Source organism: uncultured Rothia sp., from assembly GCF_916049665.1.
GTDB lineage: Bacteria > Actinomycetota > Actinomycetes > Actinomycetales > Micrococcaceae > Rothia.
In genome coordinates, this window is record NZ_CAJZIE010000002.1 from 1 (window position 1) to 13,684 (window position 13,684).

At 59.3% G+C, this 13,684-nt stretch carries 10 protein-coding genes; 5 read left to right on the forward strand and 5 right to left on the reverse strand.

What is annotated here, in order from left to right; translation table 11 throughout:
- The first annotated feature begins 158 nt into the window (after nt 1–158).
- Nucleotides 159–506, forward strand: coding sequence for a hypothetical protein (locus tag QZ540_RS00265; protein WP_294626834.1), 348 nt, complete (start codon nt 159–161; stop codon nt 504–506).
- Nucleotides 507–638: 132 nt separating this feature from the next.
- Here the strand turns inward: QZ540_RS00265 and QZ540_RS00270 are convergent, their stop codons facing one another.
- The gene (locus tag QZ540_RS00270; protein WP_204371246.1) at nt 639–863 is read right to left on the reverse strand and encodes a hypothetical protein; all 225 of its coding nucleotides are present in this window, start codon (nt 861–863) and stop codon (nt 639–641) included.
- Between the two features lie 894 nt (nt 864–1,757).
- Between QZ540_RS00270 and QZ540_RS00275 the strand changes: the two genes are divergently transcribed.
- The gene (locus tag QZ540_RS00275) at nt 1,758–2,360 is read left to right on the forward strand and encodes a hypothetical protein (RefSeq protein WP_294626835.1); all 603 of its coding nucleotides are present in this window, start codon (nt 1,758–1,760) and stop codon (nt 2,358–2,360) included.
- Between the two features lie 109 nt (nt 2,361–2,469).
- Here QZ540_RS00275 and pdxT read toward each other — a convergent pair whose 3' ends face one another.
- Nucleotides 2,470–3,108, reverse strand: coding sequence for a pyridoxal 5'-phosphate synthase glutaminase subunit PdxT (gene pdxT, locus QZ540_RS00280; RefSeq protein ID WP_049341160.1), 639 nt, complete (start codon nt 3,106–3,108; stop codon nt 2,470–2,472).
- Nucleotides 3,109–3,215: 107 nt separating this feature from the next.
- On the reverse strand, nt 3,216–4,121 hold the full coding sequence (pdxS, locus tag QZ540_RS00285; RefSeq protein ID WP_049333865.1) for a pyridoxal 5'-phosphate synthase lyase subunit PdxS: 906 nt from the start codon (nt 4,119–4,121) through the stop codon (nt 3,216–3,218).
- 435 nt (nt 4,122–4,556) lie between these two features.
- On the opposite strand from pdxS, the gene QZ540_RS00290 reads away from it, so the two are divergent.
- Nucleotides 4,557–6,197, forward strand: coding sequence for a Na+/H+ antiporter (locus QZ540_RS00290; protein WP_049356104.1), 1,641 nt, complete (start codon nt 4,557–4,559; stop codon nt 6,195–6,197).
- Between the two features lie 196 nt (nt 6,198–6,393).
- Nucleotides 6,394–7,920, forward strand: a complete 1,527-nt coding sequence (locus tag QZ540_RS00295) for an MATE family efflux transporter (protein ID WP_294626836.1) — start codon at nt 6,394–6,396, stop codon at nt 7,918–7,920.
- 89 nt (nt 7,921–8,009) lie between these two features.
- On the opposite strand, the gene nadE is transcribed toward QZ540_RS00295, so the two are convergent.
- The gene (nadE, locus tag QZ540_RS00300) at nt 8,010–8,843 is read right to left on the reverse strand and encodes an ammonia-dependent NAD(+) synthetase (RefSeq protein WP_294626837.1); all 834 of its coding nucleotides are present in this window, start codon (nt 8,841–8,843) and stop codon (nt 8,010–8,012) included.
- A 298-nt stretch (nt 8,844–9,141) separates the two neighbouring features.
- Here nadE and QZ540_RS00305 point away from each other — a divergent pair, with 298 nt between their 5' ends.
- Nucleotides 9,142–9,438 carry a recombinase gene (locus QZ540_RS00305; protein ID WP_294626838.1) on the forward strand — a complete coding sequence of 99 codons (297 nt, stop codon included), beginning with the start codon at nt 9,142–9,144 and terminating at the stop codon, nt 9,436–9,438.
- A 102-nt stretch (nt 9,439–9,540) separates the two neighbouring features.
- Here the strand turns inward: QZ540_RS00305 and QZ540_RS00310 are convergent, their stop codons facing one another.
- On the reverse strand, nt 9,541–13,578 hold the full coding sequence (locus tag QZ540_RS00310; RefSeq protein ID WP_294626839.1) for a S8 family serine peptidase: 4,038 nt from the start codon (nt 13,576–13,578) through the stop codon (nt 9,541–9,543).
- Nucleotides 13,579–13,684: the final 106 nt, after the last annotated feature.

Consider the following 13,684-nt stretch of genomic DNA (forward strand, 5'->3'; position numbering starts at 1 on the left):
TACCTCTTGAATAGGGTTTATGTGTGCTGTAAAGTAACCCACAATACGTTATGCACGTGTTGCATACTACTTATTTTTGAGAATTTTTCACCAATGATGGTGCACCATCAGCTCGTCACCGGCGTAGCGAGCGAACCCCAACATGAAAGGCGGTTCCCATGTTCTTCGATATTTCTCTGATCCCGCTGGCGGTTTTGATTATTGTGGGTCAGCTGAAAAAAGCACCACCAAGGTTGCTAAACAACCCTGGCTATCAGAAGGAGAGGGAGCAGGTGCGAAAGCACCTGCGCATCCTGGATGTGCTCGGCGTGGGTTTTGCTCTTGCCCTGATGATTATTCAGTGGGGTAACCCCGCGTTATCGCTTGCCTTTCAGGCGTTCGTTATTTGGGGGGTTCCCAGCCAGCTGTATAGGCTCTGGCAGAAGTTCAATGTGTCGCGTGAGGTACTCTTCGCGTGTGCTGTAGCTCTGATTGTTATTGAGTTTGGGTTGGCGCTCCTGTCCTAAACCCATAGCAACATAAAAAGCCTTGGTTGTGAATTGCGTATTCACAACCAAGGCTTTTCATGTATGAGGGGGCAAGGCGCCCAATTTAACGCGGTTGAGCAGACTATTCAGCCGCACTCTGAACTAAGGTGCTTAGTTCTTCGAGTAAACAACCAGGCCGTCCAGCCACACCTGGTGGCCGTTCAGCATAGTGTTTGGAACAGAAGCAGCCAGAGCCTTCGCGGGAACACCAGACTGGCTTTCCTGAGTCAGGATACGCACACGGTCGTCGTCCAGCTTCTCAGTTAGCCAAGAGTGGTAAACCTCCAGGCAGTCATCACCCTCAGCAACGTTCCAGCCGCCTGATGCTATTCGCATAATCAAATATTTCAGATGGGCGTGTAGCACCTTTCAATATGGGTGTTGGATTTTTTGTCAAATTTAAGAAAAACCAAAATGTCATCTTGACAAAAACGACTGTAGTATGTTCGATGCGCATTTTCATAGTCAATATATCCGCAAGTCAGGCATATAAAAGTGCCCTTATGTGTCACGGTGAGCCAAAATGTTGGATATCGAAAAAATTCACAAATTTCCCTTGACTATCAATCATTTGTGTCTATATACTCGGGTTATGAATAATATTTCTCGTAAACGGTTTATTGTTGGTTCAGGTCTCAGCGTTGTGGCTGGGGTAATGGGGATGTCTGCTGCGCAGGCCTCTCAGGGTACTCGTGATAACTTCGAGGCAATCCTTTATCACGGTGGCTATTTCCCCAATGAGTCAGAGCTTAAAGCCCTTGGAAAGACTCGCAAGGAGATTGAGGAGTTTCAGACTTGGCTTCGTACCGTACCTGTAGATGTGCTGAAGGCTAGCGATTCTCATAGGGCTGAGCAGGAAGAAGTTCTGAAGAGGTCTAAGCACTCAGTCTCGAAGCGCCCCAACGCGCGACCTATGGCATATGAGATTTGGTACAAGCTAAAGACGCGCCGACACGGGGAGCGTACTTATAGGCGAATTGGCCAGACGTATTTCTCTCCAGTTGAAACTTTGGCTCTTATGCCTAGTAACTACACCATGGCTCGTTCTTTGGTGTCTGTAGGACCAAGTCCTAGTAATAACTACTGGACGACTTGGCGAATTGGTGGAGGATGGCATTACTTCGGTATCCAGCATGGAGAATTCTATCCCAGTGTTACTGGAGTAGATATTCGTCCTTCGTTTAGGTAGTGATTGATGTGAAAACATCATTTTTGAGGATTTCATCACTCTTGCCTTTGGCGATGCTCCTTGCCGCCTGCGGTGGTGCAAACACCGCGGCAAGCAGCACCTCCTCACCCTCCACGGCGAGCGCCTCAGCAACGGCAAGCACCACGCCCACCGTCAGCTGCTCCTCATACTCCGCCGAAGCTGTCGCCTCAGCAGAAGCCACCAAGCCCGTCCCGCGTACCGATGAACAATACCCCGCGTACATCGAGTACCGGCACATCCTCGCAGACGGCGGCCACATCATTGAGCCCAGCGAAATCGACAGCAAGTGCCACGCCGCACTCAAAGCAGGGCGGAGCACCCTCCCCGAATACGTTCAAAACATTGATGTCTACAACGCCCGCCCCAGCGTCGGACTCACCGACCCCTTCGCCGGTAGCGAGTACCGAGACATCAAGAACCGCAACGAATTCATTCCCCACCGCGCAGATCTGGAAGAAGCCGCCTACCCCGAGATGATTATTCGTCTCTACGAAAAGTGGTACGAGGCAGCTCCCGCAGACATCAAGACGCTCAGCGACGCGAACCGTGCACGATTCCTCGCCACGAGCGCCTACCAGCAGTGGAAGGCCCAGCCTCAAACCCCCAGCAGCTCCCGCCCATAAACCCACTCACGCATAAGCCCACGCAAAAACAGTTGTGGCGGTGACCGAACAACGGTCACCGCCACAACTCCTTAAATGCTCATTACCGGGCTTATTTTTGGGGGAGGGGCTACTTGCCCTTCACCTCGCGTGCCAGAGCCAGCAGCTCCTCATGCACCGTCGTATCGCCCGTAACCTCCGGGTGGAAAGAAATACCAATCAGGTTGCCCGAACGCACACCCACAATCTTCCCCTCATGACGAGCCGTCACCTGCACACCCTCACCAGTGCCAGTTACAATCGGCGCACGAATAAACGCCGTATCAATAACCACCTCATCACCGGCAGGGGTCAGCCACGGCAGGCGCACCTCCGCAGAATCAACCTGCGAACCAAACGCGTTACGACCCACCGAAACATCCAAAACACCCAGCGACTGCTGACCCGGCGCCGGATCATCAATACGCTTCGACAACATAATCAGGCCAGCACAGGTACCCAGAGTCGGCAGACCCGAAGAAATCGCCTCAATCAGCGGCTCACGCACACCAAAAATACGAGTCAAACGGTCAATCGTCGATGACTCACCACCCGGCAGAACCAGCGCATCCAGACCCTCAAGCTGCTCACCGGTACGCACCCAACGCACCTGCGCACCCAGGGACTCCAGCATCTCCGCATGCTCACTCACGCCGCCCTGCAACGCCAAAACACCAACCGTCAAACCCTCACCCGGCAAAACACCGGTAGGCTGAACCTTCTCAACCATCACCGCTCCCTTCACAAAAACAACAAAACAAGAAGGGGTGGGACCCGCATCAGCGAACCCCACCCCCTCATCAAACACTCACCCCGAATACGGGGTGCGCGCACGAATTACCAGCCGCGCTCCGCCAGGCGGTGCGGTGCCGGAATGTCAGCAACGTTAATGCCGACCATAGCCTCGCCCAGGCCGCGAGAAGCCTCAGCAACCTTCTCCGGGTCGTTGTAGAACGCGGTAGCCTTCACGATAGCCTTCGCGCGAGCAACCGGGTCGCCCGACTTGAAGATACCGGAGCCAACGAACACGCCGTCAGCGCCCAGCTGCATCATCATCGCAGCGTCAGCGGGGGTAGCCACGCCACCAGCAGTGAACATGACAACGGGCAGCTTGCCGGTCTGAGCAACCTCAAGAACCAGCTCGTACGGTGCGGCCAGTTCCTTAGCCTTCACGTACAGCTCGTCGGGCATGGTGTTGTACAGGCCCTGCAGCTCAGCAATCTGACGCTTAATGGTGCGGATGTGCTTGGTTGCCTCAGAGACGTCACCGGTGCCAGCCTCGCCCTTCGAGCGAATCATAGCGGCACCCTCGGTGATACGGCGCAGAGCCTCACCCAGGTTGGTAGCACCGCACACGAAGGGAACCTTGAACTGGTGCTTGTCAATGTGGTTCACGTAGTCAGCGGGGGAGAGAACCTCGGACTCGTCAATGTAGTCGACCTTCAGGGTCTCCAGAATCTGAGCCTCAACGAAGTGGCCGATGCGTGCCTTCGCCATGACCGGAATCGAAACAGCATCAATGATGCCCTCAATCATGTCCGGGTCAGACATACGAGCCACGCCGCCCTGCGCACGAATATCCGCGGGAACGCGCTCGAGAGCCATGACGGCAACAGCGCCAGCATCTTCAGCGATCTTAGCCTGTTCGGGGGTGACGACGTCCATGATGACGCCGCCCTTGAGCATGTCGGCCAGGCCGCGCTTAACAAGCGGGCTGCCGGTTACGGTGTTGTTATCAGTCATGACCTTATCTTCTCACGTTCTGAGTGTTCGCGCGCACTCACAGGGGCGGATTTTCTGTTCTCTGACACAGTACGACCCCAAGTTCACGTCAGAACGACACAAAACGTCATGAAAAGCGGTTAGAGTAGGGCGGTTCATGGGCTGAGCAGGCCCGGCTGAGCAGACCCGCCGGATGCACGCAGGTCGCCTCCCATAAACTCACATCCCGAGCGGCCATAAGGCAAGGTTTTGCTCAGGGTAAACATCCACCCACCCGCACTGAACAACGGTAAAATACAGAAGCTACGCCCGCACTCGTCCCCACGCGGAAGCCTCACGGCCCAGGGAACGAGCAAAACATTTTGGGCACCCTGGCACCCGCACACTCGCGGACATCAGCCGTCTATCAGACGCACACCATGAACCAGCCGCCACATCCAAAAGGAACACACCAAATTGCTTGAAGTCATCATTGCCCTATCGCTGGCAATTCTTCTGGGTAATATCCTCGCCCATAAAATACGGATAACCCCCGCCATTCTGCTCATTTTCCTGGGGCTTGTGCTGGCGCTCATCCCCGTTCACGCCATGCACGAGGTGCGCGAGGTCGGGCTGCCACCGCACGTGATTCTCGAAATCTTCCTGCCCGTGATGCTGTTCTGGGAGACCCGAAACACCTCCTGGCGTGAGGCGCGCGCTCGTCTGCGCGGCATTCTGCTCTCGGGCACGGTGCTCGTAATTTTCACGGCGTTCGTTATCGCCTGGGTGCTTCACACATTTATGGGCGTCTACCTGTGGCATGTGGCGCTGATTATCGGTGTGGCGCTCGCCCCCACCGATGCTGTGGCCGTGGCAACGCTCAACGGCAAACTCCCCAAATCTTCCATCACCACCCTTAAAGCGGAAGCACTCATTAACGACGGCACCACCCTAGTTCTTTTCGCACTCGCCCTGCAGCTTGCGGGTGGTCATGAACTTACCCTGGGGACTGCATCCGGAATGTTCTTCTTCTCGTTCCTGATTGGAACTCTCGTTGGCCTGGCCGTCGGATGGGGTGTAGATAAGCTGCGTGCGCACATCGGCAACCCCATGAACTTCAGCGTGTTCATGTTTACCGTGCCGTTTATTGCTTTCTTCCTGGCTGAAGAGATCGAGCCTTTTGAGGGCATGAAAGGTTCCGGAGTGGTGGCTGTGGTGGTCGCCGCTTTCTACCTGACCTATCGCGGACCGGATACCATCAAACCCCAAAACCGTTTCTACGGTCTGCCCATCTGGTCGTTTGTCTCCTATGTCATGAACGGTGCGCTCTTCGTGCTCGTGGGTGTTCAGCTGCCCAGCGCCACAGCGCCTGTGGATGATGTTCTTCGTGAATACAACTATGCGTGGGCTTTGACGTTCGCCGTGATTGTGGTGGCATGGCTTGTTTCCATTGCGGCGCGTTTTATTTTCCTGCACGTCTCGATCGGTATTATTCGTGCCCTTGACCGTTCAGAAAAGCAGAAGCAGCTGCGCACAACTTTCCGTGGCCGTGTAGTGAGTACCTTTGCGGGACTGCGCGGCGGTGTTTCCCTCGCGGTGGCTCTCTCCGTGCCGACTGATGTTCCCGCGCGTGACTTTATTATCTTTGTTGTTGCGGGCGTGGTTCTGCTGTCGATGGTGGTTCAGGGGATGCTCCTGCCGCTCGTTATTAGGTGGGCGAAAATTCCGGTTGATACCACCGAAGAAGATGAGATTAATGAAGCAATCCGCACGATCATTGCCGAGTCCTTCGACTCTGTGGCTGAGATCGGCCAGGAAATTGGTGCACCACAGTGGATTATCGACCGCATTGCCGACGAACAGATGTACAACGCGAGTATACACCGCAACCTGCACGCCGTTCGTAAAGACGGTGCGAATGCGCCGGAAGAAGCCCGCCGCATTATTGAAGCGGGCGACCTTGAGAAAGAGCTGCGCCTGCGGCATTTGGAGAAGCAACGCAGCGTGCTCAAGCGCCTGCGTAATGAGCGCATAATCGACACGAATGTGCTCCACGCGATTCAGGAAATCCTGGATATTGAGGAGGTTCGCGTGCTTGGTCCGGTTGAACTCGAATAGCTCACACTCCTACATGCGATACGTATGAGGCGAGGCGCCCCACCCCTAAACGGGGAGGGGCGCCTCGTTACTTTTTTGTCTAAACCCCTAGCCCAACCACTACGTGGAAACGGTACAATACACTAGCCCGTTTTTTGTGCGGACCACGCTTCTTACCGCGCACCGGACACAACACAGACTAGAACCACAGGAACCTATGACGTCCCACCAGACTGAAAACAACGCACCCAAAAATAGCGCACCCAACAACAATGCACCCGCCGCAGGACACGGCGGACACGGCCCGCACGGCGCAAGCGAAGACCCGCAGAACATCTACCTGCTCAAAGACGCCCCCATCCTCAAGGCGCTCCTCTCCCTCGGCGTGCCCATGGCACTCGGCCTCGCCATCACCAGCATCTACAACGTGGTGAACTCCTACTTCGTCGGCCACTACGGCGGCACCGAAGACCTCGCCGCCACCAGCTACGGCGTGCCCGTCTTCGGCGTCATCATGGCGATCGCAGGACTGTTCGGCCTGGGCTCCTCAACCCTCGCCTCCCGCAAGCTCGGTGAAGGCCAGCCCGCCCACGAAATTCACCGCGTCACCTCCTTCGCCCTCTACTCGGCGCTCGGTGCCGGTATCGTCGCGGCGGCTATCGGCTTCATCCTCGCCGACCCGATCACCAGCATCATGGGTGCATCCGGCGGCTCCTACGAACCGACCCGCATCTACGTGCACCTCATGTTCCTCGGCGCGCCCCTCGCTATCGGCATGTTCACCCTCGAACAGCTCGTCCGATCCGAAGGCTACGCCAAGCAGTCCATGTACGGCATCATCGTCGGCACCGTCGTCACCTGCATCTTCGACGTGCTGTTCATCGCCATCATGGGCATGGGCGTCGCCGGTGCCGGTTGGGCGATGCTGCTGGCGAACGGCGCATCCATGCTGTACTACCTGCTGTTCCTGATGCGTCAGAGCGAGAACTTCTCCGCGAACATCCGCGACTTCTCCCTCGACCCCGCTATCATCAAGCCCGTGGTCGCGGTCGGTGCTGCTGAGCTCATTCAGAGCTTCAACCTGATCTTCGCCGCCCTGCTGCTGAACAACCTCGCCGCCTCCTACGGTGACGACACCGTCGCGGCGTTCGGCCTGGCAATGCGCCTGAACATGGTGCCCGAAATGCTGTGCATGGGCCTGTGTATGGGCGGTATCCCGCTGTACGCCTACGCTTACGGTGCCCGCAACGGCGCCCGCGTGAAGGAGGCGCTGCGCACCGCAACGATCCTGTCCGTGGCGACCTCCGCGATCATCACCATTCCGGTGCTGATTTTCCGCCGTGAACTGCTCGCCGTGGTTGGCGATGCAAGCCTCATCGACACCGGCGAGGAGATTATGGTTGCGCTGATGCTCGCCGCCGTGTTCAACGCGGTCAGCATCGTGTTTGTGTCTTGGTTCCAGGCGGCCGGTAAGGGCGGCCCGGCAATGCTGATGACCCTCGGTATTGCTCTGCTGTTCTTCCCCGCCGTGTACTTCGGCAACATGTGGTTCGGCTTTAAGGGTCTGACCTGGGCGTTCCCCTTCACCCAGGTGCTCGCCTGCGCGTTGGGCCTGGTGCTGTTCCTCGCCACGGGTGGCGCGAAGGTACCGCCCGCTGAAGCTGAGGTTGAGGCTGAAGGTTCTGAGGATTCGGACGTTCAGGCTGCCCAGGTTTCTGGCGCACAGCCCGAACAGAAGGCATAGTCCTCGGTCTGCAAAAGCATAGTAAAAGCCCCGAACTCCCACCAAGGGAGTTTGGGGCTTTTACGTTAGGTCATTTGCCGGTTGAGGCGCTAGTTCTTCCACCAGGAATCAAAAATCGTCACCGGAGTAGTGCGCTTATGGCGGCTACGCAGGTAAATCTGCTCCAGCTTCGCAGCTGCCGCCTCATCGATTTCCTTACCCTCCAGGTAGTCATCAATCTGCGGGTAGGTCAGACCCAGCTCATCCTCATCGGTACGGCCGGGCACGCCGTCCAGCAGGTCAGCCGTCGGCGGCTTAGCCCACAGACGCTCAGACGCACCCAGCACCCGCAGCAGCAGCTGGTTCTGGCGCTTGTTCAGGCCGTACAGCGGTAGCAGGTCCGCGCCGCCGTCACCGAACTTCGTGAAGAAACCCGTAATGGACTCCGCCGCATGGTCGGTACCCACCACCAGGTAGCCGGGGCCGCCAGCCACCGCGTACTGGGCAATCATGCGGGCGCGCGCCTTCACATTACCCTTGTTGAAGTCGCTGATCTGCTCGCCGGTCGCGGCAGTGTAGGCGGTGTCGAAGCCGTCGACAGCCTCCGCAATGTTGAAGGTCAGGGAGCGGGTGGGCTGGATGAAACGCAGCGCCTCCTGCGCGTCCTCTTCGTCGTGTTGCACACGGTAGGGCAGGCGCACCGCCACGAACTCGGCGGTGCGGCCGCGCTCGTTGAGGCGGTCCACCGCCAGCTGGCAGAGGCGACCCGCCAGAGTGGAGTCGATACCGCCGCTGATACCCAGTACCAAGCCGCGGCTTCCGGTGGTTTCCAGGTAGTCGCAGATGAACTGGATGCGGCGCTCCACTTCTTCGCGTGCCTGCTCTTCGGTCATGTTGGGCTTGACGCCCATTTCACGGATGATCTGTGCCTGTAATTCACGCATGACTTAAGTGTACGCTCCACCTTATAGCCCGTGCGGTGAACCACCGAGGGAGGCGAGGTAGTGTTCCACACGGTCCGTTCAGCGCGGCGTACGCGGCGGGTTCAGTGCTGCTCTAGCCTTCCTCCAGTTCCGCAAATACGCAGCGTATTCACCGGTAAAAACCCTGCGCGACAAGCCGCGCGACTGTTAGCATGAACATACGGTTCAAATACCGTTCAAAACAGGCGGTGATGAGGGAAAACAACCCCACCACCCGATGCCACAGAACACGTCAACCAAGGATGGTGAAGACAGCACCATGGCAAAAACAAAAACTGAACTCTACGACGAGCTCGTAGACATCGAAACCAGCCTCGAAAACCACCCGCTCACCTCCGGGAAAATAGCGGAGGCGGGCATCATCATCGAGCAGATGAAGGAGCAGGGCGCCACCCAGGAAGAAATCAATGAGGCACTCATCCGGCAGGGGCTGCCTTCCCTCGTGGAGATAGGCAAGAGTACCTTGACGCAGTCTTTCAGCCTCTGGAAGCTGAGTCACCGCAAGTTAAAGGTGGAAGCCGCCATTGAGAAGCTCAACCGTAAAGAAGCCCGCTAGCGCTAACTAGCCCGCCTCGGGCAGGGTGAGGCAAGCAAATACCCCCGGCAGATGCGTACGGCATCCACCGGGGGTATTTAGCGCTCAAATATAACGCTTCGACTAGCGGTTATTCAGCACACGCACGTTATAGCGGTGCAAGAACGCCGCCATCGCGCCACGCTCAATCGGCTGAACCGGACGGAACGAACCATCAGCCCAACCCGTCGTAATACGCTGATCAGCCAACCACGCAATCTCACGGTAGAACTGGCTACCGGTCGACACGTCACTAAACGGCGACACCGCAGGAGCCGAATACGCCGGCGAACCCGCAAAACGGTAGAAGAACGCCGCCATCGCGTCACGGTTCACCGCAGCATTCGGGCGGAACGTACCATCCGACCAACCGGTCGTAATACCGCGGGCACGCATCCACTCAATCTCCTTGTAGAACGGGTGGTCACGCGGCACATCCTTGAAGCTCGGAGTGGACGGCGCAGTGAACTGCGGCGAACCCGCCATGCGGTAGAAGAACGCCGCCATTGCGCCGCGCTCCACCGAACCGTTCGGGCGGAACGTGCCGTCCGGGTAACCGGTCGTGATACGACGCTGAGCCAGCCAGTTAACGTCGTTTGCAAACGGATAGTCCGCCGGAACATCCTTGAAATGCGCGTTCTCGGCAGGAGCCTCGGAAGCCATCGATACAGGCAGAACCTGCGCACGCTCACCCGCAGCACCGTTCGTACCGGACAGGTCACCGGTCGCATTGTGCATGTGCAAGAACAGGGCCGACCCCTTCGCCTCCGCGCTACGGTGAGCCGTCAGAGCGGCACCCGGCGCGTCCACGAACAGGTTCGGCACGCCCGCCGAATCGCCACTGAACCACAGCTTCGGTGCCGCATAGTTGAACACCACCGAATCAGTCGTATCAACCACAGTCGTAGCGGAGAACGCGCTCGAAGTGGTCACCGAGTACGAAATCTCGGTCGACTCAGCCTCGGGGTCCAGACCCAGAACGCTCAGCGGAACAGTCATCACCAGGGTGTTCGAATCCATGATGTTGGTGTCCGTATCACCCCAGGTGCCGTTCAGCGGGTACAGGGCGTTCTCAATGGCCTGCCACTTGCCGTTGCTGCGCTTAGAAACCTTCACCAGCGGGTAGTCCAGGCCCTTCTCACGCACCGTCTGCAGGCGGTAGTCGCTCGTGCCGTCCTTGTCGGTATCAATGAACACGTAGTAGGTGCCGCGCGGGGTCACCTCCTGCCAGTTACCCCAGGTGGAAATACCGAAGGACAGGCGCGCCTCGGAGGTGTCCGCACCGGCAGCCTTCAACGCCGCCACGTCCGAGGCGGCACCCACATACTGCAGGTCCATGCGGGAATCCGAACCGATACCCAGCTTTGCGGTCGGGATGCGCGGGCTCGAAGCACCCAGCTCAAAAGCACCCAGCAGGGAGCGGTAACCGCCCTGATCCACTGCGGTACCCTGCAGGGTCAGGGTCTGCTCGGTCGCGCCGGAACCATTCGAATCAAAAGCAATATCGGAGCCAGCCACACGCATCGCGGAGACAGGCTTCGGTGCCACGTGCAGCGGCATGCGCAGGGTCTTCACCGCAGCCGAAGAATCAGCATCGGTCAGAATCAGGCGGCCCGAAGCGCTCGCAATGTACTGGCGGGCACCCGAAATGGTCACCGCACCGGTCGAGTAGTTCACCGAATCCTGGGTCGGGTACATCGAGGGGTCGCGGGTCTTCTCAAGCTTCGACGGGTCAATACGCACCGTCACGGTGAACGTGGCGGTCTGACCGGCACCCACAGACACGGACTGCGGGTAGGAGAACTCCACACCGGGGATGCTCGTGCTGCCCTCATAATTCAGGGTGTAGGTATGCGCCACCGAGTCGGTGTTCTCGACGCTCACGCGGTGCTGCAGGGTCTGCACGCCGGCGTTCGGGGCGTACTCCAGCACGCCGAAAGTGTCCGAAACCTGCTCGGGGCGGGCGGCGTTGAACAGCATCACGCGGTCAGCCACTGCCGCACGCGTGTTGATGCGGCCGGTACCCACGCGGTCCACCGCGTAAGGGTTGCCCCAGGCGTCCTGCATGTGGTGGTCGGCGGTGTTCATGATGGCGGTCTTAATCATGCGCGGACCGTACTCCGGGTGTGCCTGCATAATCAGCGCCGCAACACCGGCAACAAAGGGCGTGGACATGGACGTACCGGTCTTCACGCTCGAACCGGTGCCGCTACCAACCTCGATGGAGGAAATGTTCGTGCCCGGTGCCGCGACGTCCGGCTTGGTGATGCCGTGCGAACCGTGCAGGCCACGCGCGGTGGAGGTGTTCGCCTGATCCAGCTTGCCGTTGGGCACGCGGATCGAGTCGCGCAGGTTCTCGCCGAGCTGCAGGGTCAGCTCACCCGAATCAATCTGCGCGGAAAGGCGCTCCACCTGGCTCTTTGCCAGGCGCACGCCCGGAATGGAGGAGTTACCGCCGATAGCGGTGTCACCGACCTCAGTGTTCGAGGTGAGCACCACGCCGGTCGCGCCAGCCGCCTGCAGGTTGTCGAAGCGGACCTTCGAACCGCAGGGTGCCACGCCGTCAGCGTCCGCCCAGTCGATGAGAGCCCACTTGCCCTTCAGCGCCGCGGCCTCCTCCTCGGTGAATGCCTCGCAGGCGTAGCGGTTGCGGGAGGCGGCACGCACCACGGTGCCGCGCAGCTGCTCCTCGGTCGCCTTCGAATAGTCGAAGCTCACCGAGTAGTCGCCGTAGGTGTCCGCCTCGTTCGCGGGGGCGAGAATCTTCACGCGGTCCACCAGCTGGGTCGAGCCGATGGAGTTCGCCACGGTCAGGCCGTAGGCGCTGGTGCCGGGACCGCCCGAGTTGGAGTAGGTGTCGCCCACGGCGTTGTAGTTGTTGGCGTTACCCGCTGCAACCACGGAGAGAATGCCCTCGCGGTAGAGGGAACCGACCGCGTAGTTCACGGTCTCATCGAACACGCCGAACTCGTTGCCGAGCGACAGGTTCGCGATGTCGGCGCGGTCGGAGAAATCGCCGTCGTCGTTGGGGTCGAGCACGCGGTCCAGGCCCTTGGGGACGAACGCGGTGGTGCCCTTACAGCCGAAGATGCGCAGGCCAATCAGCTGGGCGTCCGGTGCGGAGCCGGGGCCAATCTTCATGTCCTTGAGCTGCTCCTCGGTGAGCTTGGAGTAGTCGCCGTGGAAGGTCGAGCCGTCCGCGTTCACGCCGTAACCCGCCGCGGTACCGGCAACGTGGCTACCGTGGCCGCCGCAGTCGAGCGGGTTGTTATCCGGGTGGGGCGTGGAGGTTTCCTTCTTGGCGGAGTTGTAGTCGTCACCGACCAGGTCGTAGCCGCCAAGGAACTTCTTGGGGTCGTAGGTACCCTCGGGAATCGTGTCGGATGCCTTCGCCTTCTCGTAGGCTTCCTGGGTGCCGGGGCCGCCCAAATCGGCGTGCGTGTAGTCGATGCCGGTATCGAGCACGACAATCTTCACGCCCTTGCCGGTGTAGCCGGTGGAGGCGGGGTTCGCCGGGCTCTTCGCCCACACGGAGAGCGTGTCGGTGTCGATGAGGGTGCCGCTGTTCTGGGGCGCCATGTCCTCAATGATGCTGATGCGTTCCACATCCGAGCGGTTCGCGAGCGCGCGAATCTGCTCGACGTTACCGTAGAGCGCCACGCCGCGCATCGTGTTGTGGGTGGTGTACAGGACCTGCGCGCCGGATTCCTTTGCCGCGGAGGCGCCCTGCTGCTGCACGCTGGCGCGGATTGCCTGCACCTGTGCCTGCGCGTTGACGGGTGCCTGCGCGCGGGAGCGGACCGCGTCCGGCTGGGTTTGGGCGTAAGCGCCCTTGCCCTTGAATCGGACGAAGACGGCGCGTTCGCCGGTGGCGCCGTCCAGGCTGGGGGAGAGAACTTCGTTGTTGTTCTCGCCGGTGCCGGTGTTCTGGTGGGGTGCGTCCCGGTCCGCGCCGCGTACTACGCCCGGTGCCGCGTAGGCGGCGGTACCGAACGGCAGGGCGGTTAGTCCGAGGGTGAGCCCCAGGGTGAGTGCGCCGCAGCTGCGTGCCAGCTGCTTGAGGCGACCCGGCTGTGTGTGCCGGGCGGCTCGCGCGGGGGTAGCTTCAGGGAAGGTTGCCACTGAATGCTCCTTTTTAGTGATGGTGCGTTTCTTAGCGGTTTCTGCACCGAGAGTTCTGTGCAGAGAGTGCTTCGGTGCGTCTGCACTGTGTTTCCAGTGCGCCTCC

Bases quoted from the DNA above. Each gene is read 5' to 3' on its own strand.
- pdxS (WP_049333865.1), bottom strand. From the start codon at position 4,121: ATGACTGATAACAACACCGTAACCGGCAGCCCGCTTGTTAAGCGCGGC.
- QZ540_RS00305 (WP_294626838.1), top strand. From the start codon at position 9,142: ATGGCAAAAACAAAAACTGAACTCTACGACGAGCTCGTAGACATCGAA.
- QZ540_RS00270 (WP_204371246.1), bottom strand. From the start codon at position 863: ATGCGAATAGCATCAGGCGGCTGGAACGTTGCTGAGGGTGATGACTGC.
- QZ540_RS00265 (WP_294626834.1), top strand. From the start codon at position 159: ATGTTCTTCGATATTTCTCTGATCCCGCTGGCGGTTTTGATTATTGTG.
- QZ540_RS00295 (WP_294626836.1), top strand. From the start codon at position 6,394: ATGACGTCCCACCAGACTGAAAACAACGCACCCAAAAATAGCGCACCC.
- nadE (WP_294626837.1), bottom strand. From the start codon at position 8,843: ATGCGTGAATTACAGGCACAGATCATCCGTGAAATGGGCGTCAAGCCC.
- pdxT (WP_049341160.1), bottom strand. From the start codon at position 3,108: ATGGTTGAGAAGGTTCAGCCTACCGGTGTTTTGCCGGGTGAGGGTTTG.